The sequence below is a fragment of the Microcoleus sp. PH2017_05_CCC_O_A genome (genome assembly GCF_020738785.1).
In the GTDB taxonomy this organism is placed as follows: Bacteria; Cyanobacteriota; Cyanobacteriia; order Cyanobacteriales; family Microcoleaceae; genus Microcoleus.
This window is the reverse complement of sequence record NZ_JAEQCB010000157.1, coordinates 1-25109: the sequence shown is the minus strand read 5'-3', so window position 1 is coordinate 25109 and position 25109 is coordinate 1. Positions and strand designations below refer to the sequence as shown.

The window sequence follows — 25109 nt, the reverse complement described above, 5'->3', positions numbered from 1 at the left end:
GTTGTCATTGCCGCCAAGTCCGTAGATAGTGTCGTTGCCACCCAGTCCGTTAATCGACTCGGGGATGCTGCTGCCCATGATGAAATCGGCATTGTTACCCCCATTGACAGTTTTTTCGACGGGGTTGGGGGTAATGGTAGCAGGGTCAAGTTGCGGGGCCTTGAGGCTATCAAGCACGCAAGCATCGGAGGTGGGAGTGGGAGTCGGCGCGGGTGTTGGTGTCGGCGCCGGAGTTGGTGTGGGAGTGGGAGTCGGCGCGGGTGTTGGTGTCGGCGCCGGAGTTGGTGTGGGAGTGGGAGTTGGCGCGGGCGTTGGTGTCGGCGCCGGAGTTGGTGTGGGAGTTGGAGTTGGCGCGGGTGTTGGTGTCGGCGCCGGAGTTGGTGTGGGAGTTGGAGTTGGCACGACTCCATTGGTGTATTCAAAAGAGCCGCTGTCAACGATCGCCCCTGGAATAGTATCGCCATCTTGAGGGCGAGTCACGCCGCGTTGATCCAAAGCGGGTGCGCCACTTGCAACCCCTTTATCAATTGCTGGACTTCCTAATAGCAGAGGCCTTACGAAAGCGCCGTTGATGTTTTGCAGGGGGCCGAGTTTGGGATCTGCGAGAGTCACACTTGCCGTAGCATTGACATCGCTGCCGTCATTGGGGTTTTTGGGCGGCCACTGAAAATTCCCTCCTTGATCGCTATATTGGGCGGTGACGTGTTGCTGAATTCCCCAAGGGTTTCCTCCGTTAGCCGCTGTATTGTTGGAAAGAACCGTGTTTTTGAGGGTGACATTATTGGCATCGGCGAAGATACCTCCACCAACCCAACCGGCACTATTATCGGCGATCGTCGTGTTGACAATAGTTGTGCGTGCACCAAGAGTCATGGCACCGCCCAGTTTGTTGAAATCACCAGCAGCAAACGCGGTGGAGTTGCCAGAAAACGTGCTGTTAGTAATCGTAGCAGGGGCATTTCGCATCCACAGGCCACCACCTTGATTGTTGGCTTTGTTGCCAGCAAAGCTAGTGTTGGTAATAGTCAATCCCTGGTTGGTGCTGTCGCTCAAAACCGTTACCGCACCACCGTTTCCAGGATTTCCACCGCCGGGACTGCCTGTTAGCGCCATAACTTCGTTATTTTGGAAGGTGGTGTTTTCCAAAATTACATTGTCTTGGCTGCCCGTGAACAGATAAGCTGCACCTCCTTCACCTCGACCTTTATTGTTCTGAAATACGCTATTGGTAATCTTGATTGTGCCGGAAGCTTCATTTAGACCGCTGGCTCTGTCTGTGTAAATAGCGCCACCGTTACCCCTTAAACCAGGATTACCTTGACCTGTTGCGTAAGAGGCTGCGCTGGTGTCGTTGCCGATGAATCGCGAATTGTCAATTGTTAACTTGCCCTGAAGGCTGTTAATTGCCCCACCGTTAATTCCCTTGTTGTTGGTGAAGTCGCTGTTGGTGACAGTAAAAGCTTTGGAGCTCAAAAAGCCGATCGCACCTGCACCGCGTTCGTCATTACCCCCCGTCGCGATGTTGCCGTTGAATTTACTGTTCGATACTGTCAGGGTATTGTTGAAATTGCCGAAAATTGCCCCACCACCTTTATCGGCAACGTTGTTATTAAACTGAACGTTGTCTACTGTGAGCCTTACTTCGTCCGTTGTGCCGATCGCCCCACCTGTCCCAGTCGTTTTACCGTTGGCAAGAGTGAGATTTTTGACCGCAAAATTCGTCGCAGTCACAACGTTTGCATTGACAAAAAAGGCACGGGATGAGTTGTTACCGCTGATGGTTAAACCCGCTGCACCGGCGCCGTCAATGGTGAGGTTTTTGCCAACGGGAATATCGATTTGACCGCTGGTAAGGGCGATGGTTTGACCAGCTAGACCAGGAGCGAAGGTAATTGTGTCCCCGGCAACAGCGGAGGCGATCGCAGCTCTCAAGGAACCTGCTCCGCTATCGCTATTACTCGTGACGACGATAGTAGCTAAATCACCTTGGTAATTTGCCATCACATCGGAGTTCAAGGCTAAGTCCGATTCAATTTGACCCTTAGAAAATTCTAAATTCCAGTCGCCGTCTTTACCAGTAATGTTGGTGGATGCGGCAACGTCAGCCCCCGTTAATTGGCTTAACTTGTCAACGAAATTAGCGCCTGTACCTGCTGCTACATCGCAGCCGTACAGCATGATGTCGGCTTCTGGAGCTAGTGAAGTCTGCCACTTTTCCAACTGGCTTTTGTATTGATCGATGTTATCTGAACCCAGAGCGGTATTACCGAGTTGCAGGCTGCCAGAACTGCCGTGAGAAATAATGTGTACCGAGTCGATCGCCCCGTTGGTAGAGGCGTAGTTTTCAATTTCAGACGTAATTTGTTGGATGCCATTTTTGGTGCTATCGAGGATTACTACCTGCTGCCCAGGTAGCACTCCCGCTGCAATTGACTCGTAATCTTCCACCCCGGAATCAATGAATACTAAGGAACGTGGGTGCAATTTTTCCAAAGAAGATTGTGAGTTAGTTTGAGCGAATGTAGAACTCATTTGTGATACTCCATTAAGGGCGTTATTGGTAGATACAGCCCAGGAGTGTTCTTATCAGTCTTATTTGAATTCATATTAACACCTATTTTGAAAATAGTGCAACATTTACTAATCAATTATTTAAATGTTTTATTTTCCGGATTGTACTTACTTCCGCTTGTAGTTACTCAATTTTTTGGTGAGAATTGTTGAAATATCTAACAAATATGTGGCGCATATTCAAAAAAATCCAGCTTTTTTGAAGCCGGACTTTTTCAGCATTATTGGCTGCAAATACCGATAATTATAGGCATTAAAAAATGGGTGCAACGGTAATTACTTACTGAGTAACCCCTCTAAATTAGATTTACTCTTGTTGATTTTACTCAGATAATTTGCGTAGATAGACACGGTTTAGTCGTGTCCATACCTGTATTAGGTCAAATTTTAAAATGAATTATATAATACATTTTGAATAATTCAGCCAATTAAAACAAAGAATGCAACTTTAGGCGCGATCGAAATTACCAGAAAGAATTGGTTGAAAGCCGGAGTCCCGGGAGTAATTAAAAGAAGACTATTCATTACTCCAATCCTCGGACTTCCCGGTAGAGGTCGCCCTCAACCCAACGACCGGCTTTTCGGGCAAGCTGTCAACTGTCAACTGTCAACTGTCAACTGTCAACTGAAGAGCGACCTCAGTCATCCCCACTTTGAAAATCTAAAATTGTACGAGATAGGCTGCGTGGCTGGCTAGATTTTTGAGACACCAGAATACTGATACCAAGTAGGTTTGGTGGCATTTACTAAGCATCAAAACAGTCTGAGATTAAGTGCCGATTAATCATCGCACTTAAGTTGTTTGCGCGCGGGCACAGGAACTTTGCGGAGTTGGGCCGTCACTACACTACAAAGGCTATGAGAATTATTCAACGGGAGTTGATACGATCGATCGCAGATTCAGTCAGATCGCATCCTCGCGCCCCGTCAGGCGGTTAATGACAATTCCATTGTGGCCAATCACCGTGTTTTACGCTCCACAGCCTCAATTACAGCACTCTCCTTAGCAAACAACCGATCGCGCGCGCGGCCGTTGCTGAGTGTGTCGCTATCTCGATCGGCATAACACGAACCCAGTCCGTTTTTGTCACTCAGGGAACTGTGCCATTTTAGCAATTGGCTGTCATCTGGTTCGAGGCAATCTGAACTGCCGCCAAAAATTGTGCAAACTTTGTCAATCTCTCTAATCAGGATAGAGGCATATTTTTGAAGTGCCGAGATAACTTGCTGGATCCCGTCAGACATAGACTTGACTAAAATTACTGCAAGCGTCGCGAAAATCCCAGAGACAAAATATCCGCCGTCAATGATGCTGGAGTCATTAAATGCAAAACTTCTGGATCCGGGATTTTGGTATTCCGAGGCGGGATTGGTTTCCGTCAAAGAAGTGAACATATTCCTTCCTCCAAAAGGGTGTTGGCTGGTAGATGTACCCTTGGAGTCAGAGCGTTGGAAACAGGCAGGAACTAGGTTGGTTTGGCTCGCGGCTATTGCACTCATCTATCAGTTTCGCCTATTTCTCTGGTGCTGCCATCCGCGATCGCACGGAATTTATATTTTCTGTATTTTCCCCAATTGGCGATCGGTCAGTAATTACCGATCTAATCGAGTATCCTGTAGGTGACCGCTTCAACAAAGAGTCCTCCAAACCCCCCGATTCCGATCGATCGACCCCATCTAACATCTCAAACCTCAAATGCTCGCTCGCAAGTTAGGTACGTAGTTGCGCTTCAGCGCTCTTTCAATATATAAGAGCGCCCAAGCGCAACTACATACCTTAATTACGTAGTTGCGCTTCAGCGCTCTTTCAATATATAAGAGCGCCCAAGCGCAACTACGTACCTTATGAAGTACCTTATATTTAATGTCAAAGTTGCCTCCGGCCCGACAACACCACCGTTCACGAGTCTGTAGTAGAGGGCGGTTTCTTTCCCGCATTCCGAATATTAATAATCTTGTTGAGCGCCTCGAACCAAAAACCAGCTCCCATAGAAATCGCTACGCCACTCAACATCCAACCAAACAATTTTGCCATCAAAGCCGGCAACAATACATTCCCCTGGGCGTCTAGTTCTAACCTGTTCGGTTCGCTCCAGCCAAAAGGTAGAGCTACATTATCCAAAGCTCGATCGACCTGATTTTGAACTTTTGTGAGATTGGTTAAATTATCCAATTTTGTGTTAGCATTTTTTTCCACCAATTGCTTAGCGTACAAATTAACAGTCGATCGCAACATCGAATCCTTCGACAACCGATTAACAATATTAATGCTATCAGCGTTAGCAGCCAGGGCGATCGTAGTTCCGAGCAAAATCGCCACCCCTCTAGAATTCCGCTTGTAAACCCCCGAAGCACGCTCCATCGATCGATCGAACCAACCTTCAATTTCTTTCTGAAACCGCTGCAACTGCTCTTGAGTATCTCCACCGCCTGTTTCAGCGCGCTGCGCCAAAATATAAAGACTGCGTTTCAAAGATTCTGGCATACTGTCCAAGGTTTCTTGAATTTGTTTGTAAATCGGACTCTCCTCTTTCTCATCCATAATTTGTGCTACCGTATCCTGACTTTTCCTAACTTTCCTCACCGTATTTAACAAATTGCTCAAACTCGGTTGCAGTTGCGCCCGCAACGCTGCCCGCTCAAACTCACTATCAAAACTCGCCTTAATAAAAGCCATCTGTCTCTGAAATTCTCTTCCTCCCTGCTCGGTTTCGGGCAGATAAACCTGAGAATCATTAATATAAAATCCCAATTTTTCCGACATTCGATCCAAACTGTTGTTCAAACTTCCCAAATCGTTTTTATAATCTTCAACAACTCGATTGAACTCCGCAGTCAGCCAGCCAAATTCTTGCTCAATAATTGGTTTAGTAGACTCCGGCAGATTCAGACCCTCTCCAATCACTTGAATTTGTGCCAACTGTAAATCTTTAAATCTTTCCAGTCTGCTTTTAGACAGCGATTCCACCAAAGGAGAAATTTTTAAAGTATCCAAAAGACTCGCAGCAAAACTATCGGCTGGAATATAAGAAGGCCCTGTTGATTTATTGCCAAAAACATTCTTAGTGCCAGTCATTTGGCGGTATAAAGCTCCCATGCGGTGCGTAAACGAACGAAATCCCTGTGATAAAAGCCCTTTCGCTCCTTGATTCAAATCCTTGATAATCGGATTGGCATAAATTGAATTTGCCAACAGTCCGACTCGCTGCAATTGCAGCGGATCTTTGGTGGCTTCGCTGCCTCCAGAAATTAGCACCTCGATCGACTTCTTTAAATGTTCCGCCCGCCACTGCAAAACAGTAGCAATCAGTTCCTGAATTTCGGAAGCTAGCAAGCTTAAAGTCAGGTAGATAAACACTAAGCCAATTATAATATCTATGATTACAGGTAAGTTCATGGTATTGCCCCGATCGCAAATAACTGCTGTATAAGTTTACCTTCTCTTTGGGACGCTAAAAACTCTCTTAAGTTATGTCAGAAATCTTTCGATTCCTAAGCCGCAAACCGAAAACTCGCTTCAATGACAGCTTGACAGACAAACTGTGGATGCTGGCTTTTCTGTTGGCTGCGGTGCTGATTTTCGCGCTGAATCTGGGCGGCGTGGCGTTGCGGGATTGGGATGAAGGGATTGCAGCCCAGGTAAGCCGCGAAATTTGGCGCGGTAATTTAAATTGGCTGTATCCGACGATCGGCTCTATGCCTTATTTAAACAAGCCGCCGCTGGTACACTGGCTGATCGGGCTGTGTTTTCGCGTCGGTGGTGTCAGCGAATTGACGGCGAGGTTGGTACCGGCAATGCTGACAGCTTCTTCTGTGCCACTTCTTTACGCCATTGGCAGGGAGTTGTTTCCCAGACGCTCGATCGCCATTTTTTCGGCTCTCGTTTATCTGACGCTGCTCCCGGTACTGCGGCACGGACGTTTGGCGATGTTAGACGGAGCAGTTTTGTGTTTTTTGCTGTTTGCGATGTGGTGTTTGGTGCGATCGCGCCGCGACTTGCGCTACGCTTTGGGCGCGGGGATTGGCTTCGGACTCATTTGCTTGACTAAAGGCGTGATGTTGGGGCTGCTACTGTGCGCGATCGGCTTTGTTTTCCTGGTTTGGGATACCCCGCGATTGCTAACTTCTGGGTATCTTTGGGGCGGATTGGCGATCGGAACTTTGCCAGTAGCTGCTTGGTATTTTGCCCAATGGCTGCACTACGGCCAAGATTTCATCAACGCTAATTTATTTAACCAATCTTTCCGGCGCATTTGGGAACCCGTAGGCAATCACAAAGGCCCGCCCTGGTATTATCTGTTAGAAATTTTAGAATCAGCATGGCCGTGGCAGTTATTTTGGCTGCAAGGGCTGCGCTTGAGTTGGGAAAATCGCAATTTTCCCGGTGCAAAATTAGTATTAGTTTGGACGGGAGTATATCTGCTGGCTATTTCTGTGATGAATACCAAATTACCTTGGTATGTTTTGCCAGTTTATCCAGCTTTTGCTTTGGCAGTTGGTAGCTATCTCGCTGAAGTTTGGGAACAAATGTCAGTCCCGGAAGAATCCGCAAAAGATGAAACAGAAGAATATTTTAATGCTATATCTCTGTTGCCTCATCCGGCAATTTTGGTAGTAATAGCCGTAGTTGGTGTCGTCGGCTGCGCGTACTTCAGTGGCTGGATACGGCTGGGCGGACAAATTGTGTCCCCCCAGGGCGATTTGCAGTTAATGCTGATGTTTGTAGCTTTGACAATGGCGCAAGCCGCCGTATTGCTCCACCGCAAAGACCGACAGTTTCTGTTAGTTTTAATTTGGGGAACTTACGTTACGCTGTTAGTATTTGTCGCTTCCGATAACTGGGTTTGGGAACTCGCGGAGGATTATCCAGTGAAGCCGATCGCCGAAATTGTCCGCCAAGGAACCCCAGCCGGCCAGCAAGTCTTTACATCTCATAAATTACCTCGTCCGTCGCTGAATTTTTATAGCGAGAGACAAGTTATTGTCGCCGACAGCCCGACGCTACAACAGAAATGGCAAACTCTTCCTCAACCTTATTTTTTGTTAGAGAAACCTGTTTTAAAACATCTAGATTTGAAGAATGCTGAGGTTGTCAAAACAGCCGATGATTGGATTTTAGTAACTAAAAAATAAGCGATCGTGTTGCCAAAAGATACCGTAGGAGCGGGTTTCACCAACCATATGTACCATTAATTGATAGAATAAATAAACCCGCCCCGCCCGACAAATAACCTCGACCGACATCATTTTTATTTGATTTTCCACAATTATTGTAGGGGCGAGCTCACCAACCATCTGTGCCGCTAACAGACAAAAACAATAAACCAGCCCTGCCCAACAAATAACCTCGATCGACATCATTTTTCTGCGATTTAAATGCGCTAATTCCGCTCTCGGTTAATGAAGATTATTCGTCTGTTTAGGGCGGGTTTATAGAGATAGTCTGTCAATTTTAAATTTGGTTGGTGAACCCGCCCCTACAGGATTTTGGTGAACAGGAATCATTAACCCGCTTCGCCCGAAAAAAAAAATCGATCGCCTTTTAGAGGAATGGAATGTTCATTTTTGAAAATATTTTAGAAGTAGTAGAGTTTCCAGAAAAATGTTATACTAAACAAAAGTATTAGTTAAATGATCTGCGATCGAACTATGCAACTTACCGAACAGCGATACTACTCGACCGAGGAATATCTAGCACTAGAGGAGGCTGCTGAGTGCAAAAGCGAATATATTGACGGTGAAATATTTCCTATAGCCGGTGGCTCTACAAATCACAATCGGATTGCTGGCAATTTCTACGCGGCGTTAAATTTTGCTTTCAAGACTGAAGATTATGAAGTTTTCATGAGTGATGTCCGCTTGTGGATGCCCAAGAGGCGCATCTATACCTATCCCGATGTGATGGTAGTATGTGGCAAGCCGGAATATTATAATAACCGCACGGATATGATTACTAATCCCAGAGTTATTATTGAGGTTTTGTCAGAGTCAACTAAAGGATACGATCGCGGCAAAAAGTTTGAGGGATACCGCACGATTCCCACGGTTGAGGAATATTTGTTGCTGGATCAAAATCGGAAATATATCGAACATTTTTCTAAGACGGATAATAAGCGATGGTCGTTTGCTGAGTACAATGAATCGGATGAGTCGATCGCGCTTGCTTCAGTATCCTTTGAAATTTCTGTGGCAGATATCTATAATAAGGTGAATTTTGAAGAGGTAGATGCAGAAATCGCACCGGAAATTGGAGAAGTTTGATTCGGTGAATTTGTGGCAGATTTATTGGCGGGCGATCGCACTTTTTGTCGTAAAGGGCGATCGCCGTAGCCCGTAGCCAACTTGTGTCATTATACGATGAGCCATAATAGACAAGACCGCAACTCTTGTAGTGCGATCGATTAACCAGCAACTATTGGAGAGTTTGATTTATGCTAATTGAGAAGATCGTTCAAGAATTACAAGACATCCCCGAAGACAAACTCGCAGAAATCTATGACTTGATTCACTATTTTCGCCTTGGATTAGGACGAGAACAGCCACAGCCGCGCACCCCTGGTTTACTGACGGGAAAACTCGGTGATGCTTTTTTTGAACCGCTACCATTCGAGGAACTGGAACAATGGGAATAAGCTACCTCATTTCGCGCATACTTGACAAAATAAATCAGCTTAGTTAAGATAAAGTTTAGTTGAAATTGCCTATAACATATGCACATAATCAGCTACCGGCAGATGCGTGAATATAGCGAAAGTCATGCTGATTGTCTGGAAGCCCTGGATAACTGGTTTAAAATTGCTAACAAAGCTAAATGGTCAAATTTAGTTGAAGTGCAATCTGTTTTCCCTAAAGCTGAAGCCGTGGGAGGTTTTACGGTTTTCAATATCAAAGGGAACAACTACCGATTGATAGTTAGTATCGATTATGAAAGCCAGTTAATTTATATCAAATACATTTTTACTCATGCTGAATATGATAAGGAAAAATGGAAAAATGACCCTTATTTTTAATCCAGATAAATACAAAGAGTTATTGTCTCAGTTTCAGCCCAAAATAATTAGAAATGAAGCTGAAAATGAAAAAGCTTTGGTGATGGTGGAAGAGTTGATGCACCGTCGCGATCGCACTCCTGAAGAAGATGAGTTATATGAATTGTTGATTGCATTGATTGAAAAATTTGAGCAAGAATACTACGCACCGGGAGCAACGGCTACACGTCGTTCACTGTTGTTGTTTTTGATGGAACAGCGATCGCTAAAACCTGCGGATTTAGTGGGAATTATTGGCTCTGAAGAAGGAGTATATCAATTGGTTAACGGTGAGGGATATTTCAGCAAAGAGCAGGCGTTGATTCTGGGTAGTTTGTTTCATGTAGAGCCGAGTTTATTTACTAATTAGCTGATGGATGTAGTGGGATTAAGGGCGATCGCACTTTTTGTCGTTAAGGGCGATCGCATTTTTTTGAACCACAGACGAGCGCTGGTTTTTGTCAAGATTGCAGAATGTATTGACTGATAATATTTTTGAGTTCTTGAGGAGCTTCTTTGGCAATCGCCGCTCCTAAATCGGGACGCACAACCCACCACCAAACCAGTTGTTCTAAACGATCGGCAGAATCTTCATTAGGACACCATTCGATCGTACTTTCATTGACACCAATAATGTTAGCACAAAGGTCATTAGCAATGCTAACGCGATCGTCTAGTTTTTCAAACTGTACGATATCTTGCCAGCTAATTTCATTGGGAATAGAATTGAGAATTGATTGGATATCTAGAGTCAGCATTAAACTGTTCCTCCGAAAGCTATAATAACTTTAATGCCAAAGTCTTGTTGTTCTGCAAAAGATTGAGTGCTGAGCCATCCTCTCACGGTTAGAGTGATCGTACCTGTGAGTTCAGGTTGGAGGGAGTTGTAGAAATTGGTAATTTCCTGATGAATTGACCCCGTACCGTGTTCTAACCGGACGAGATTGCCTGTATTGTGTATTGCTTGAGCCCCGAATCTCTGTAAATTTGATGTTGTTTGCCCAACTATATGATGCCACGCTAACCCCGATCCTGCCACCCCCATCGTTCTTTTAAATTCACCAAATGTTTGAAAGCCTTGTCCGGCTGTTATGGGTGAGATGACTGTCCTTGATGCTAGTTCTCTAGCTAGTCGTCTTGCTATTTCTCGTCGAGTTTCGTCTGTCATTTATGCGAGTTAGCTTTGACTAATTTGACTTAATCCTATCATGGATGAAGGGCGATCGCACTTTTTAGCAAGCGCAGATAAACGGGATGGATGATGATGGATAAAAACGCGATTTATCTGTATTATGACTCACGCATAGTGCCCAGAAACCGGGTTTTTGCGAAAATACTTCGCCGCAGCCAACAGATTCGGTAAAAACCCGGTTTCTTTGTCGGAGCGCATAAACCCTAGAATATTTATTCTAGGGCTTTAGTGCGTTACTGACATCCCCGAATATTCCTTCTAATTCCTGACCATTCATTAGCTAAACTAGATTGAGAACTAGAAATTTTCCGACCCAACATTTGAGGATTTCTTTCATAGAAAATCAGGTCGGCTTTATAGTCACATATTTTTACTTTGTCGTTGGTGTTTGAAGGTGTACCGTAGTTAGAAAAGTTGGCTAGTTGTTCAATAGACATCATACTCTCATTCGTGCGAGCACCAATTACCCATGTAGGATAGGTAAAAACTCTGGCTCTTTGGCACTGCGAATTAAATTCACCATTTCTACCATTGGGGTAGCATTCAATGTATTGAACTTGGCTGAAGGAATCTCCGAACAATTGCGCCTGTCTTCGAGTGTAAGGACACCAAGAAGCGCCATACAGCTTAGCGCCTGCTCCAATTGCACTGATTAGGGCTAGTGTTGCTAATATTTTGAATTTCAGTTTAATCATGATTCAAGCTCTATGAGAGGGTTGGGATTTAAGGAAGGTGGTTGTGGGGAAGTCTGGGTATTGGGGATTGTTTTAGAGGCCGATCGCACTTTTTGTCGTAAGGGCGATCGCTTAACTTCCCAAAACTTAAATCTATGGTAGATTCGATGAGACGAAACTAGCGCTTAGCTGACTAGGTGATACGCCAGCAACCACACCTAGTATTTGATTATTTCCTGCTATCTGGATGACAGTGTTGTTATTAACTGGAACCAGGATTAAGTTAGAGACTGTTAATCCATCTGTTAAGGCAATTCTATCAATTCCTACTTGAAAATCTCTGATAGTATCTGCTAGAGAATCAGTAGCTACCGCAGCCTTGGTGGGAAGAACAAAAGTATCAACATCTGGCCCGCCAAATAAGATATCTTGACCTAAACCGCCAATGAGAGTGTCATTCCCTATATCGCCATATATTTGATCGTCACCTTTTCCTCCAAAAAGTAAATCGTTGCCTTTTCCGCCAATTATCAGATCGTTAGTTTGATTGCCGTTGATAACATCATCATCTTCGTTTCCATAGAGGGTATCGCTTTCGCCAATCCCACCGATGGTATCATTTCCAGTCAAGCCATAGATGACATCAGGCTCAAAAGTACCAACCAAGTTATCGTTTCCTGGAGTTCCCAAAATAGGAACTTTTTGACCAGGAGTAAAGCCACTACTCCCTATGGGATTAATTGTCAGTGAAGCTTTGCTGTTGATAGGGTTGGGGTCTGGTTCATTAACAGCCGTGACTGCTGCTAGATTAGTAATTGAAATAGGCGCAGTGACAGTTGCTGTAATTTTTAAAGTCCGGGTGAGATTATCTTTCATGTTGCCTACATCCCAGACACCTGTACTATTGTCATAACGACCTTGTTCGGGTGTGGCAGATACAAAACTGAGGCCGGGAGGTAATAGATTGGTAACATTGATGCTACTGGCAATACCGATTCCCTTGTTGGTTAAAGCCAGAGTTATGTTAACTCGATCTCCAACCTTGGGATTAGGGTTATCCACTGTCTGAGTCAAGTCTAGATCGGCTGGATCGGGGTCTTTGGCATTAACTTTTGTCCGCTGAGTGAGAGTATTATTAACTGACTCTGAATCAACTTCTTTGCTGGTAACGCTGGCATTGTTACTGAAAGTTCCCGCAGCGATGGAAGTGGCATTAATAGTGATTTTTGCATATTCACCCGTGTTTAAATCACCCAATTCAGCAGTAATGGTTCCATTGTTGTTTTCGGGGGTTCCACCCTTACTAGAGGTAACAGAAACATCTTTCAATCCTGATGGCAATTCGTTAGTGAAGGTGACACCTGTAGCTTTAGTGGGACTATTGTTAGTGACAGTTAGGCTGTAGGTAAGTTTATCTCCTAGATTTACGGTGGTAGGAGTTCCCGTTGCGGTGATGCTAAGGTCAGTAGAAATTGGCTTGACTGATGTAGTGAGAACAGCGATATCGTTTGTAGCATCAGAATCGAAAGTTTTACTCGTCACCTGAGCACTGCCAGTGATATTTCCTGTTATTGGCGGAGTAACAGTGACGTTGATAGTTTTAGCTTCACCGTTGTTTAAGTTTCCGAGGTCAAAGGTGAGTTTATTTCCCGATTTTTGAGTGGGATTGACACTAGCAGAAATGAATTCTACCCCCTCCGGCAATGTGTCTGCAAGAGTTACTTCTTTGGCGTTACTCGTTCCTTTATTGGTAACGGTGACAGTGTAGGTTAAGTTATTCCCAACTGTCGTGGTATCTGCATTGGCTGTTTTGGTAACAGATAAATCTGCTGCTTCACTTACCTGCACAGGATTCGGAGAGTAGCTGAAAACTGGTGGGTTATTGTCATCTACTACCATTGCATAGATGTAGTAATCTCCGGCGGGTATCCCTTCAGTGTTCCAAGTGAAACTACCAGTGCCATCAGTTTTATCAAAACCATCTTTGATTAAGATGCCATTAGATCCCTGGTTATCAGTGTCGTAGAATAAGCTGACTTTTGCATTAGAGTCTGGGTCAAAAGCGTTGTAGTTAATGGTAACATTTTGCCCACTGACATCTGTAGCCAAGTTACTGACTTGAACAGTAGGATCTTTGGAATCGCGGAAGGCGCTATATTGTACGTTACCTAAGCCTGCGGGGTTTGCTACGTTGATATCCCAAATTCCCGGTGCTGGATTTGCTACAATGACAGCTTTAGTGGTAGAAGTGGTGAGAGTGTCAACAATGGCAATGTTGTTAGCAGCAAATTCTGATTCGTTTATGATTGTTCCGTTAGGCGTTTTAACTTGAACAGGTACGTTTGTGGTGGCAGTATCCCAGTTGGCATTCATAATCAGCCATTGGGTATCTTGAGCAATGGTGAAGCTACTCGTTTTAGGTAATTGATTACCTGGTTCAAATTTGAATTGTAGGCTACCATCTTTGGGAGGTGCAAGAAAAAGTGTTAATGTAGCTTCAGGTGTTATTATTTTCGGTTTTTCAAAAGGATTAAGTATATTCTCACGGACTTCTATTGGTGGTAACTTACCGTAAGCCTTAATGAAGTCATTAGAGAGATCGTTATCATTCGAGTATTTGAATAAAAACTTCCCTTCTCCAAGTTTTTGTTCTTTAATAAGATTGATTTTCTTCCCACTAATTTCAAAAAAACCTGCCTTAATATCAGGTATATCATAAGTAACATCGGGTATTTTAACCTCGGCATCACCCGAAAGCATAACATTCAATTTGGAATCAACATTCAGGTTAACTTTACCTTTGATAATATCAGGTCCAATTGAAATATCTGCAATAGAATCGATCTGTTTTTTATTCCAATTGATATTACTGTCTGAGGTTCCCTTGATGAAACCACCCAGTAATTTTAAATCACCGTTGAGGTTGAGACGATCGCGATCGATCTTCAAACCACCATTCAGTTCAACCAGTGAACCCGAAATATCACCACCAGCCCATGATGGTAGAGGTATTTTTAATTCGGAGCCGACATTTTTAATGCCTACATTCAAACCAAACTGAAGTTTCAAAATTTCTGCTGGGTCGAGTTTGTCAATAGCAGAAATATTACCTATACTTCCTCCTATACTTTGCCATAACAAGCCCGTTTGCCCAATTGGTATCCCTAGACCTTTTTTATCCAAGGATATAGAATCTAATTTTCCGTTTTTTAAACTCAGCCCTCCTTCAATTCCTTGTCCTGTGACGGGAAGAAATATTGACGCTTCCCCCTTAACTTCGTTTTTAGTTGTGTCAAAAGAAAGTTTAGCTGTATCGACCCTCAAAAGCGGAGGAACAATCGGTGTTTGTGATTGGAGATCAAGGGAGCCTTTAATATCCAAGCGACTCTTAGAAATTTGGATAAAGTTTTCGCCAGCAAAGTCCGCCGTAGCCTTAACAGCCGGATTGCCAAGAAATGATGGTAGAGTGACTTTGCCTTGAATCTTGAATATATCCTCTGGTTTGGAGTATTTAACTGCCAAGTCTGTTGCCTCGATATCAATCAGACCGAGAAGCTTATATTTTTGATCTGGTAATGAAACTTTTACCCCTGTTATAGGATCTTTAAAAGCATTTGTTATTTGTTGCAATCCTTCACCAATCTTTTGCCTACTCCCTTCAACAGTCCCGCGAAACAGCAATAATGGAGGTATAAATTCAAATTGCTTCAACGGCGGAAATTTTGTAATTTGTGAGGCTCCTGCTACCAAATTTAAGTATTCTGGATCTACATAAGTAAAAAAAGGATCGCTCAGCCAGTCTGTAGAACCGTTATTAACTACTGATTTTACATCCGCTGGTTTAACAGAATTTTTGTTTTTGCCATCTGCTGATGGTTTGTCATAGGTTGGTTGATCGTAGTTTACTTCCTGAGTCAGAACAGGTAGTAAATGATTGTTAAGAGGATTCAAGTCAAAGAAATCTCTAAGTTGAAACTTGCCTGGTACATATGCTTCACCAGCTAAACTGACAAGATCCCCGGAAACAATGTAATGATTGACATTTGAGACATTCTGTGGATTGAAATTGTTTACAAAATTTCTGCCAATCCCAGGTGAATTGAAGGTTACTATCTCTCCTAACTTGCCACCTCGATTTGTGAAATCAGCCGCAAATAGTTGGGTTAATGCACCTCCCAAACTGTGACCCGTAATATCTGGTGCTAAAAGATTGGGATTTTTAGATGGATCGCGACTTACTTGGGATAACCATTCAAGGGGTGTAAACCTTACATTGTCATCAGCAGGATTGACATCTCGGCTAGCTTCATATTGATTGAAACCAACTCCTCTGGGGTCGATATCTGAGAAAATATCTGCAAATAAGTTAGCTGTCGGTTCCGTACCCCGAATTGCTAGAACTGGAGCATCCCCGCGAGTTGATGTCAATCCCAGGGCAAAAAAACCTGTCTTTGTTGTGTTTGTATCGTCAAAAACTCGATCTACTTTGTAGCCGTTAACGATATCTTGAAACCGCTTTCCATCGTAAATACTACTGATATCCTGCCCTAATAATTGCTGCCACGTTTGCTCTACTATGTTTTTAGCATTACTATCTAAAGTAGTTTTGCCAGCTTTGTAAGCAACATCTTTGGAAAGAAATTCGTATTTTGCGTCCTTGCTAATGTTGGATGAAGTAGGAAAAGTATTAGGGTTGGTAGTCGAGTTCGGTGGGGTTGTGGTAGGGTTAGTAGTAGAATTCGGCGGGGTTGTGGTCGAATCTGGTGGTGTTGTCGATATCGTATATTCCCATGCAGTATTTACATTATCGGTCGCTAAGATTACCTGCAAGTTATCAGAATTTCCCAAGGGTAGATCAACTTTGCCTTCTCCTTTACCCGAAATAAACCCTGTATTGAGAATTTCCTTGCCATCATAACGAAGTATTAGCTCGTCTGGAATGTCGAAAAACTCATAGGAATATTCGGCGGTTCCTCCTCCGTTTGAATCTAACTTGAGAGTTTTTTGACTTCCTTCAAAGCCACCTGTTACCGAACCAGTAGTTGCCTTCGCTATCCGAACAACTCCCTCATCTGATACCGCACTTGCATCCACAGCACTACCCAACAACACATCATCTGTCAGTAACTTCATAATCCGATCTCCTCAAAAATATAGTTGCGTAAAAACCAGCAAAGCCCGCCTAGCAAGCTTTCCTAAATATCTATCAGGGCCTTCCTCTGCTTTTTATGCAAATCGCCCTATTCTTGTAACAAAACTTTACATTAGTCCCGATCGCAGATAAGCCGTATCCCCGATCGCCTAACCGATGCACCGTCAAACCTAGCTGATAGCCAAGCACATCATTTCACATTACTCGACAATCCTGAATCTGCATAGGCTAAACGGCTCACCATTTGGCTCAGCAAAAAAGGCTCATTTAGCTCATTTGTCTCATTTGGCTCATTTGGCTCACCAGATCGTGTAACATTCTTTACTAACGCAGAGTTTCCGTAGAGGAGTACCAATGGCAGGCTTGCTCAGAGCATCCGAGGAAGGATTGAAAATCATTGATATGGTGCGACGCAATCTCGAATGGAATAAAAGTGAGGATACTTGGTGCAAAGCCGCTCTAACTTCCAAAGCTACTTTAAGGAGATTTTGGGCGCAAAACCGAATTCGACGCGAAACATTTATCGATATTTGCAAAGCTGTAGGAATCAATAACTGGGAAGATATTATCGAGCGCAATGATATAAAACAAACTGAATTACTTTTAGCTGCCGCGATCGCAGATATCGCCCTAGACAACCAAAACGATCGCACTTTCCCCCTCCCAGAAAACTTACCCCCCGTCAGAAATTGGGTACAGCGCACCAAAGAAATCGACATCTTAAAAACCCTAATCACTGCTCCCCCCCTTACCAAGGAGTCGCCTGCTCCTGCTCCCCCCCTTACCAAGGGGGGGCTGGGGGGGGTTCCCATCGCCATCTCAATAGTCGGATTACCGGGAATCGGAAAAACCACCCTCATCAGCCAACTAATTCGCCAATTCCACACAGAAAAAACCCCCTTCACCTGCGCCGCTTGGCAATCCTTGCAATCCGCAACAGCCAAAGCACCCCCGTGCGATCGCACAATTGACTCCCTGCTATTCACCCTCTCCAACGGCGACATCACCGCAGCCGTCAATCCTCAAGATGACTCTTTCCAAAAAATCGAAAAACTGATAAAAATTATCAAAGCTAAACCTTGCTTAATTGTATTCGATCGCGCCGAAACACTTTTGAAAGCAGGAGAAGCCAAAGCCGCAGGTTATTTCGCAGAAGATTGTGCGGAATATGCTTGGTTATTCAAACAACTATTAGAAACAGAACATCAAAGCAAAATTATATTTACCAGTCGCGAAAGCTTGGCTGAATTGCCGCCCACAGTCACCCGCGAAATCCAGCTCAACGGATTGGATCGAGATGCTGCAATTTCCCTGTTGCAATCTTTTAATCTGACGGCAAATCCAGAGGAATTAGCGGAAATGGGCGATCGCTATTCAGGACATCCCAAAGCCTTACAACTCGTGGCAGCCTTGATTCGAGACGATACCGAGTTTCAAGGGCGCGTCTGGGCGAAGGCGAGCAAACTTGTCTCAGCCGAATTTCCGTCTATCAAACCTCAGAATATCCGCTATCTTTTGCAGGGATTAGCGCTCAAATGCCAGAAGTTAGCAAGTACGAACTTAAAGAAAATATTATTCAGGCACTCAAGCGCCGACAATTGCTATATTACGATCGCCATCTCAAATCCTATCAGTTGCATCCGCTAATTCGAGAAAAGGGTGAGCATCTCTTAAATCAAAATTCCGAAAATGTCCGTACAGCGCACAGCCAAGCTTATAATTATTATATCAGCATTCCCCTCAAGCCGGAATCGGAATGGCAAGATATCGAGGATATTCAGCCCTTAATCAGAGCGCACTATCATGCTTCTCAAGCACAAGATTTAGATGCAGCAAATGCGATTATTTCTGAAGTTTGTGAGTATCTGCGGCAGTGGAATTGTGCAGGATTAGTGTGTGGAAATATAGAGTTGCCATTGCTAATCGAAAAACCTTATTTCACAAACTAGACATCGTAGAAACAGCCATAGTTCAAGACCAGTCGATCGAACTTTACTGTCAAAGCAATTATAGCTTTTCTCAAAAAGATGAGGTATGACTGAGAGCTTGTATAATACCATTTTTCAAATATCCGATAGAGTTCGAGGACGACAAGAGATTGCAATTTATCGACTTTCCCTGTTTGCTAAAGTCTGTGATAATACCAGTTTTAAATGAAATAACAGTATTCTTGTCCCCCCTTTACAAGGGGGGGGCTAGGGGGGGTCGAAGGCTGTTGCACAATTTTATAAAAATGGTATAACTTTTAAAAAATGGTATAAGAGGGCTGAAGCCCAACAACGTACCTCATCATGTTTATCGCGTGGATTTGCCCGATTCAGGTTAATTATTATTCTGTGACTGTCTAGCTGTATTCCCGTTCTATTTTCAAGGCCGTTTCGACTCTTTGATACTCGGCCTCAACCTGTTCTAAAAGCCCGGATTCCATCCCAGATAAAGGCTTATTTGCCTCTGTCCCCATCCGGCCCATGATTTCGAGTTCCTCGCACAACTCAAACAAGTGAAAAGCACCGAGAGTACCGCTAATTGATTTCAAGGAGTGAGCAGTTCGCCGCAAAGCTAGCGGATCGGCGTTGCACAGAGCCACGGAGATGCCTTGCAGCAGTTCGGGGGCTGTTTCGAGGTAAAGGTCGATCGCCTCTTCCAAAGCTTCGACATCTCGCAGTCCCTCTATAATCTTGGCACTCAGACAATCGCCGTTTTGTGACAAAGCCCGATCGACATTTGATGCACCCCACCTGACGGCGGAGGACGAATTGGGCATAGTCACTTGTTGATTTTCCCCAACAGCAGCATTCGTTAGCGCAGCCCTCGAAGAGGATCGCACTTCTAATTCACTTGTTCCTACTGTCGGTTCAATCTGCGAGCTCACACAAAAAATCGGCTGCGGGCAATCGAATTCCCCATTTGAGCGAGATTTACACGCGCTCAAAGCTCGCACCAACTCCTCAATGGCGATCGGCTTACTCAAATAGTCGTCCATCCCCGCAGCCATGCACTCTTCGCGATCGCCCTGCATCGCATTTGCCGTCATCGCCACAATCCAAGGCCTCGTCCATTTTAGATTTTGGATTTTGGATTTTGGATTGTTAGATTGCTCATCACTAAATTCGGGATTGGGGATTTTGGATTTTGGATTGTTAGATTGCTCATCACTAAATTCGGGATTTTCGATTGGGGATTTTCGATTGTTAAATTCCTCCTCACTTATTGAAACTTCTGATTCTTCCCTGGCATTTTCTAAGTTCAAAGCTGCTGAAAATCCCTCCCGGATGCGACGGGTAGCTTCCAAACCGTCCATTTCCGGCATTTGCACGTCCATCAGCACAACATCGTAAGGCTGGCGGTGCAAAGCTTCGATCACTTCGATACCATTTCCTGCCACATCCGCCCGATACCCCATCCGCTGCAAAATTTGCAAAGCCACCTTCTGATTCACCAAATGATCGTCAGCCAACAGAATCCGCAGCGGTAAATTCTCGGCCAGCACGGGTATGCTTTGCAATAAAGGCCCGCTGGTTCGCTGCACTCTAATTTCAGCAGTCTGTTTCCCAAAAATATTGATTAAAACATTGTAAAGCTGAGATTGTTTGATCGGCTTGTTCAAAAAAGCAGCAAAATCCACCTCAATCGTAGGGGTGTTAATTTCTTGTCTGCCGATCGAAGTTAGCATCACTAACGGCAACTTTTGGCACTCGGGATACAGGCGAATTTCCGCAGCTAAAGCCAACCCGTCCATGTGTGGCATTTGCATATCCAAAATTGCCAAGTCAAACACCTCTTTAGCCGCGATCCAATCTAAAGCCAAACGAGCCGAAGCTGAAGCCCTAGGCACCATTCCCCAAGACTGAGCTTGGAGAGTCAAAATTTGGCGGTTGGTTGCATTGTCATCGACAATTAAGACTCGCTTCCCAGTTAATTCAGGTTGAGTAGTGCTCAAATTAACTGGTAAGGAACTGTTGCAGCCTGAAACGATCGTGCTGAAATAAAAAGTAGAGCCTGCGGATTTGGGATTTTGGTCGATCGGCTCGCTGCTGAGTAAAGATTTGCTAGAGCCATATTTTTCGGCAATTTCGCAAGATTCTTCACCTGCGATCTCAAAAACTGCCACTTTAAAATCTCCCGGAGGATTGCCAGCCAGACAACCCATACTTTGCACCCACATCCTGCCGCCCATCATTTCGGCTAAACGCTTGCTAATTGCTAAGCCCAATCCCGTACCGCCGTACTGCCTGCTCGTTGAAGAATCAACCTGGCTGAAAGATTTAAACAACCGATCCATGCGATCGCACGGAATGCCGATACCAGTATCTTTAACCGCAAATTGTATTTCGTATACTTTGTGAATTGCTCGTGGTTCGCCATTAATTGCTGGCAGTTCTTGAGCGCCGATCGTGGACACTGCAAGCTTTTTGGCAGTCACCGAAACCACCACTTCTCCCCTTTCAGTAAATTTAACAGCATTGCTGAGCAAGTTGATTAAAATTTGCCTCAAGCGGGCACTGTCACCGATCGCCGTTGGTGGTACGGAGCGATCGATCAAGTAACCCAATTCCAGTTTTTTTTGTGCCGCCTTAGCAGCTACCAAATCGAGAGATTCCTCAATGCAAGTGCGGATGTCAAACGGATGTTCCTCCAAGTCCAATTTGCCCGACTCAATTTTCGAGAAATCCAGAATATCGTTGATCAGCGTCAGCAAAGCATCGCCACTGCTGCGGATAGTTTCTACAAAATCGCGCTGTTCCCGACTTAAGTGGGTATCCAGCAGCAAACCTGTCATGCCGATGACTCCATTCATCGGAGTGCGAATTTCGTGGCTCATGGTGGCTAAAAATTCGCTTTTGGCTTTCGTAGCTGCCAGTGCTTCGTCGCGAGCTTTTGCCAAATCTACGCCTGTTTGCTGGCGTTCTAGTTCGCTGCCCACCCACTGAGCCATCAGTTTCACCAACTCTCTATCTACAGCTCGGAACGGTTCTGTCAGAGGAGTCGGAGCAAAGAAGCATAGAGTGCCGTAAACTTCACCTGCCACCGTGACGGCAGTGCCCATGTAAGCTTCGATGTTGAAGGCAGGATTGGGAGTATTGAAACACAAACCCGAAAACCTCACCGACTCAAAGTACATCGGTTCTTTTGCCATTGCTGTAGCTACGCAAAAGGTTTTTTCCAGATCGTAGATTTGTGATTTGACGATCGACTCATCGGGACATTCAACAGCAATTATTTGATAGTTGTCGCCTTGAATGTGCGACAAAATTCCCACGGAAAGGCCTAAATGCCGGCATCCCATTGCCAGCAGTTCTTCGAGGCGCAAATCAAAGGTAGAAAGGCGGCCCTGCGGGTCTGTACGGGGAGCAGAAGTCACTTGGTACAAAGCTTTAATTGCAGCTTCGCTTTCTCGCAGTTCTTGTTCTGTTTGCTTGCGTACGCTAATGTCGCGCGAAACGCCGATAATTTCTTGCACTCCACCGGTTTCGGGATCGCGGATCGTGCGGCTGGTGGTTTCAAACCAAATGTATTTGCCGTCTTTGTGGCGGATGCGGTAGCTGACGGTGTAAGTAACTGGCAGCGCCAGGACTTTCGAGTGAGCTTTGGCGACGGTTTCTAAATCGTCGGGGTGAAAATAATCGTTGGGAAGGCGCCCAATCAGTTCCGAAGGTTCGTATCCCAGCAAAGCGTGGCTGGCGGGCGAGACGTAGATAAACACGCCTTTGGGGTCGTGTCTGGTAATCATGTCGGTTGAGTTTTCGGCGATCAACCGATAGCGGTATTCGCTCTCCTTGCGTTCGACTTGAGAATTGCCCAATGCTTCTAACATTTGGTTGATGGTGTCGGCCAAGCTGGCGAGTTCATCGCCTCCTGGCATTATTTGAACGCGCAAGTCTGGATCGCCGTTGGCTGCGATGTTGCTGACGCTAGTGCTCAAGTCGGCCAATCTCGCCAAGACTAAGTTTTCTAACAACAGCATGGCGATCGCGCTAAATATTAAACCTACTGCCAATATCGAGAAAGTAAAGAGTTCTAGGGTAGCCTGACCTTGCCTAGAGATTACTCGGTCTACTTCTACTCGCAGCAGCAGCGCTAGCTTGCCCCGGATGTCCCGAATCAGGGCGTATCCTGCGACTACGCTGTCGCTGAGCGGCTCGATTAAAATTTCTACTGATTTGAGGTTGGAAATTTTGAGTTTGAGATTGTCCAAATCCTGCCTGGAGCGAGCCAGCACCTTAGCACCTTGTCCGGAGTAGTTCGTGGCTCCCACTTTAAAATCTAAACTCGGCAATCTAAAATCCACTGACAGGTGAGTCAGTTCCGAAAGCAAACCAATTTCGGTGTTGTCGAGGTAGCGTGCCAGGATCAGCGTCCCCCGCGGCGGGCCTTGAGCGTTGCTGTTGACGATCGGTTTTGAGGCTATCAGCAGCGTGGCTTCTGGCAGGGTGACGACGCCTGTTTTGGCGGGGTACCCCTCCTCAGAACTTGTCTGGGACTCGATCAGCGCCTCGGTCAAGTGCTGTTGCAAGCTTGCCGGAATTGGGATTTCGGTTTTGGATTTCAGGTCAAAACCTTTGCTGAAGATGGTCTTACCGTCGGAGTCCAGCAGCACCAATAAGTTTAATCTCAAGTAAACAAATGTCGAATTTACAAAATTTGACTTGACAAATTCTTGGTTCCGTGTATCGACAAAAGAGTACGTATCATCCCACTCGGCGTAATCTTGAGCGCTGGTGTCTAAATTCGACAAGTCATCATCTAAGGCATCCAAAGCCCGCGCGACATCCTGGCGGACGTACTGTGCCTCCAGGTTGTTAAAATCGTGCAGCAAAATGGTTGATGCAGTGGCATAGAGAACCACAATCAGGCTGATCAGAGCTGCACCGATAATTAATAGTGTTTTTTTTCGGAGTTGCATGGCGTCGGCCTCCTCACGGTGTTACTAAGCAAGTAGCCTGGGGAGGTTGGAGACGTAGGTTGTTTAGCATTGGCGATCGAGCCTGGCCTGCGTGTTTTGACTGTTGTGGGCTCATTTGCAAAAGCCCTCGGTATTTCCAAGGTATCGGGTATCTAGCCCCCCACAGTCAGTGTAGTATTTTCACATCTTTAGTTCCCTTCATTATGCACAACCGATCGCCTGCGAGTCATGAGCTAACCGCGATTTTCAAAAGAAACGGGCGATCGCGCCACGAAAAAACTTCGCGTTTGATACTCGCCCCGCCCTGGGCGGGGTGCCGGTGGCGGTTGACACAACAGGCGTGCTGGATTGAGAACCGCTTTTGATTCGCCCGATCGCAATTCTGTTTTGCTTTACGGTTCGATCGTTCGGAATGCAAGTCCTTCTTCTGGAGGACTTGCATTCCGAACGATCGAACCAGTTGTATAATAGTGAATCGAGGCGACACGAACTTACCAGAAACACCTCACCGCCCTTGAGAATCCTGATAACAATTTTGTTTTGCTTTACGGTTCGTAGTGAGGACTTTAGTCCTTCCTAAATGCGGACTAAAGTCCTCACTACAAACCTGTTTTACAATGGTGAATCGATTTGCTTTACGGTTCGTAGTGAGGACTTTAGTCCTTCTTGAATGCGGACTAAAGTCCTCACTACGAACCTGTTTTACAATGGTGAATCGAGGCGAAATGCTCTTAAGCAGAAATACCTCACCGCTTTTAAGAAGGTCGATAAAAATAGTGCCTGATGTGAGTTTCTACTAACATCAGGCACTATTAGAAATCCGAGCGCACAAATTGACTCTTGTTTATCGGATAACAGCTAAAGCACCAGCACCCGCAGCCGCAGCCGCCGAGGTAAGAGCCGTGAAAAACAGCCACCAAGAGGCAACTTCCGCTGCTTTCCGAGTTTCTTCAGCTTGTTTTTCAGCTTGCAATCTGATGTTTTCGAGGCGAAGCTGCGCTTCTTGCTGCAAGCGTTCTGCTCTTTGCAAGACGCTGTTGCGGCTTCTTTCGATTTGGTCGATCAAACGGTTCGCATCTGCTTCAGAAATGTCCTCGCGCGAACTAATTAAAGCCACTAAAGTATCGCGGTTGAAATGACCGAGGCGATCGCGCAAAGCATCAAATCCGGCTTGCGGATCGTCAAATAACTTCCGCACATCCCGCGTGATACCTTCATAATTGAGTTCCGGGCGATCGAGCGAATTGAGGTAATCCCGAACTTTTCCGAGAATTCCGTCAATTACCGATTGAATGCCCTCCTGAATTTTCTGGATTTGCAGTGCGAATTGGTCGCGCACCGACAAAATTTGATCGACAATCCGAGCAGCTTCTGCTTCCGAAATATCCGGGCGCTGAGACAGCAGAGAAATCATAGTCGCTCGATCGATATGCGACAGTCGTTCGCCCAAGCTGTAAGCGCCGACTTTTGGATCGTGTAGCAGCAGTTGCAAGAGACTGTTGGCGAATTAAAAAAGGGTGAAACCAAACATCCCACAATCGTGGAAAAAAACTATGATGAGGCAGAGGGAAAAAGAGCGGCAAAACGA

The 25109-nt window shown here is 45.2% G+C and carries 17 protein-coding genes and 1 pseudogene; 8 read left to right on the top strand and 10 right to left on the bottom strand.

The genetic code is table 11. The features are described 5' to 3' along the window. The 4 genes from JGK20_RS27700 to JGK20_RS27685 all read right to left on the bottom strand — a co-directional run. The coding region (locus JGK20_RS27700) for a DUF4347 domain-containing protein (protein WP_293232857.1) at nt 1-2532 on the bottom strand (2532 nt) is incomplete at its 3' end. Nucleotides 2533-3531: 999 nt separating this feature from the next. Continuing rightward, on the bottom strand, nt 3532-4071 hold the full coding sequence (locus JGK20_RS27695; protein ID WP_293179105.1) for a hypothetical protein: 540 nt from the start codon (nt 4069-4071) through the stop codon (nt 3532-3534). 13 nt (nt 4072-4084) lie between these two features. Beyond that, on the bottom strand, nt 4085-4255 hold the full coding sequence (locus JGK20_RS27690; protein ID WP_293179102.1) for a hypothetical protein: 171 nt from the start codon (nt 4253-4255) through the stop codon (nt 4085-4087). 216 nt (nt 4256-4471) lie between these two features. Further along, complete coding sequence (locus tag JGK20_RS27685; RefSeq protein ID WP_293232855.1) at nt 4472-5968, bottom strand: hypothetical protein; 1497 nt, start codon at nt 5966-5968, stop codon at nt 4472-4474. Between the two features lie 74 nt (nt 5969-6042). On the opposite strand from JGK20_RS27685, the gene JGK20_RS27680 reads away from it, so the two are divergent. From JGK20_RS27680 to JGK20_RS27660, 5 genes are all read left to right on the top strand, one after another. Next, nucleotides 6043-7704, top strand: coding sequence for a glycosyltransferase family 39 protein (locus JGK20_RS27680; protein ID WP_293232853.1), 1662 nt, complete (start codon nt 6043-6045; stop codon nt 7702-7704). A 516-nt stretch (nt 7705-8220) separates the two neighbouring features. After that, complete coding sequence (locus JGK20_RS27675) at nt 8221-8832, top strand: Uma2 family endonuclease (protein WP_293179094.1); 612 nt, start codon at nt 8221-8223, stop codon at nt 8830-8832. 170 nt (nt 8833-9002) lie between these two features. Continuing rightward, the gene (locus JGK20_RS27670; RefSeq protein WP_106148181.1) at nt 9003-9203 is read left to right on the top strand and encodes a hypothetical protein; all 201 of its coding nucleotides are present in this window, start codon (nt 9003-9005) and stop codon (nt 9201-9203) included. Nucleotides 9204-9305: 102 nt separating this feature from the next. Then, nucleotides 9306-9581: a type II toxin-antitoxin system HigB family toxin gene (locus tag JGK20_RS27665; protein ID WP_293211741.1), complete on the top strand. Its 276-nt coding sequence runs from the start codon at nt 9306-9308 to the stop codon at nt 9579-9581. Beyond that, on the top strand, nt 9565-9969 hold the full coding sequence (locus JGK20_RS27660) for a transcriptional regulator (RefSeq protein ID WP_293224557.1): 405 nt from the start codon (nt 9565-9567) through the stop codon (nt 9967-9969). Before JGK20_RS27665 ends, JGK20_RS27660 begins: the two co-directional genes overlap by 17 nt. 91 nt (nt 9970-10060) lie before the next feature. Here the strand turns inward: JGK20_RS27660 and JGK20_RS27655 are convergent, their stop codons facing one another. From JGK20_RS27655 to JGK20_RS27645, 3 genes are all read right to left on the bottom strand, one after another. Further along, nucleotides 10061-10357, bottom strand: coding sequence for a hypothetical protein (locus tag JGK20_RS27655; protein WP_293179073.1), 297 nt, complete (start codon nt 10355-10357; stop codon nt 10061-10063). Next, the gene (locus JGK20_RS27650; protein WP_293217303.1) at nt 10357-10767 is read right to left on the bottom strand and encodes a hypothetical protein; all 411 of its coding nucleotides are present in this window, start codon (nt 10765-10767) and stop codon (nt 10357-10359) included. Before JGK20_RS27650 ends, JGK20_RS27655 begins: the two co-directional genes overlap by 1 nt. A gap of 257 nt (nt 10768-11024) precedes the next feature. Then, the gene (locus JGK20_RS27645; protein ID WP_293232851.1) at nt 11025-11486 is read right to left on the bottom strand and encodes a hypothetical protein; all 462 of its coding nucleotides are present in this window, start codon (nt 11484-11486) and stop codon (nt 11025-11027) included. Between the two features lie 12 nt (nt 11487-11498). On the opposite strand from JGK20_RS27645, the gene JGK20_RS27640 reads away from it, so the two are divergent. Continuing rightward, complete coding sequence (locus tag JGK20_RS27640; RefSeq protein ID WP_293232849.1) at nt 11499-11627, top strand: hypothetical protein; 129 nt, start codon at nt 11499-11501, stop codon at nt 11625-11627. Here JGK20_RS27640 and JGK20_RS27635 read toward each other — a convergent pair. Then, nucleotides 11619-16598 (bottom strand): CARDB domain-containing protein, encoded by a 4980-nt coding sequence (locus tag JGK20_RS27635; protein WP_293232847.1) that lies wholly within the window; start codon nt 16596-16598, stop codon nt 11619-11621. The genes JGK20_RS27640 and JGK20_RS27635 overlap by 9 nt on opposite strands. Nucleotides 16599-16971: 373 nt before the next feature. Between JGK20_RS27635 and JGK20_RS27630 the strand changes: the two genes are divergently transcribed. Continuing rightward, complete coding sequence (locus JGK20_RS27630) at nt 16972-18264, top strand: NB-ARC domain-containing protein (RefSeq protein WP_293232845.1); 1293 nt, start codon at nt 16972-16974, stop codon at nt 18262-18264. Continuing rightward, a complete protein-coding gene (locus tag JGK20_RS27625) occupies nt 18216-18566 on the top strand; it encodes a hypothetical protein (protein ID WP_293232843.1) in 351 nt (116 codons plus the stop codon). Before JGK20_RS27630 ends, JGK20_RS27625 begins: the two co-directional genes overlap by 49 nt. Nucleotides 18567-18961: 395 nt before the next feature. On the opposite strand, the gene JGK20_RS27620 is transcribed toward JGK20_RS27625, so the two are convergent. Together JGK20_RS27620 and JGK20_RS27615 are read right to left on the bottom strand one after the other, a co-directional pair. Further along, nucleotides 18962-23521 (bottom strand): response regulator, encoded by a 4560-nt coding sequence (locus tag JGK20_RS27620; protein WP_293232841.1) that lies wholly within the window; start codon nt 23519-23521, stop codon nt 18962-18964. Nucleotides 23522-24365: 844 nt separating this feature from the next. Further along, a pseudogene (locus JGK20_RS27615) lies at nt 24366-25013 on the bottom strand (MFS transporter); the annotation flags it as partial. Nucleotides 25014-25109 lie beyond the last annotated feature (96 nt).

Excerpts from the sequence above, each read along its gene's own strand:
- JGK20_RS27695 (WP_293179105.1), bottom strand. The coding sequence starts at position 4,071 with ATGAGTGCAATAGCCGCGAGCCAAACCAACCTAGTTCCTGCCTGTTTC.
- JGK20_RS27690 (WP_293179102.1), bottom strand. The coding sequence starts at position 4,255 with ATGTTAGATGGGGTCGATCGATCGGAATCGGGGGGTTTGGAGGACTCT.
- JGK20_RS27685 (WP_293232855.1), bottom strand. The coding sequence starts at position 5,968 with ATGAACTTACCTGTAATCATAGATATTATAATTGGCTTAGTGTTTATC.
- JGK20_RS27680 (WP_293232853.1), top strand. The coding sequence starts at position 6,043 with ATGTCAGAAATCTTTCGATTCCTAAGCCGCAAACCGAAAACTCGCTTC.
- JGK20_RS27675 (WP_293179094.1), top strand. The coding sequence starts at position 8,221 with ATGCAACTTACCGAACAGCGATACTACTCGACCGAGGAATATCTAGCA.
- JGK20_RS27670 (WP_106148181.1), top strand. The coding sequence starts at position 9,003 with ATGCTAATTGAGAAGATCGTTCAAGAATTACAAGACATCCCCGAAGAC.
- JGK20_RS27665 (WP_293211741.1), top strand. The coding sequence starts at position 9,306 with ATGCGTGAATATAGCGAAAGTCATGCTGATTGTCTGGAAGCCCTGGAT.
- JGK20_RS27660 (WP_293224557.1), top strand. The coding sequence starts at position 9,565 with ATGACCCTTATTTTTAATCCAGATAAATACAAAGAGTTATTGTCTCAG.
- JGK20_RS27655 (WP_293179073.1), bottom strand. The coding sequence starts at position 10,357 with ATGCTGACTCTAGATATCCAATCAATTCTCAATTCTATTCCCAATGAA.
- JGK20_RS27650 (WP_293217303.1), bottom strand. The coding sequence starts at position 10,767 with ATGACAGACGAAACTCGACGAGAAATAGCAAGACGACTAGCTAGAGAA.
- JGK20_RS27645 (WP_293232851.1), bottom strand. The coding sequence starts at position 11,486 with ATGATTAAACTGAAATTCAAAATATTAGCAACACTAGCCCTAATCAGT.
- JGK20_RS27640 (WP_293232849.1), top strand. The coding sequence starts at position 11,499 with ATGAGAGGGTTGGGATTTAAGGAAGGTGGTTGTGGGGAAGTCTGGGTA.
- JGK20_RS27635 (WP_293232847.1), bottom strand. The coding sequence starts at position 16,598 with ATGAAGTTACTGACAGATGATGTGTTGTTGGGTAGTGCTGTGGATGCA.
- JGK20_RS27630 (WP_293232845.1), top strand. The coding sequence starts at position 16,972 with ATGGCAGGCTTGCTCAGAGCATCCGAGGAAGGATTGAAAATCATTGAT.
- JGK20_RS27620 (WP_293232841.1), bottom strand. The coding sequence starts at position 23,521 with ATGCAACTCCGAAAAAAAACACTATTAATTATCGGTGCAGCTCTGATC.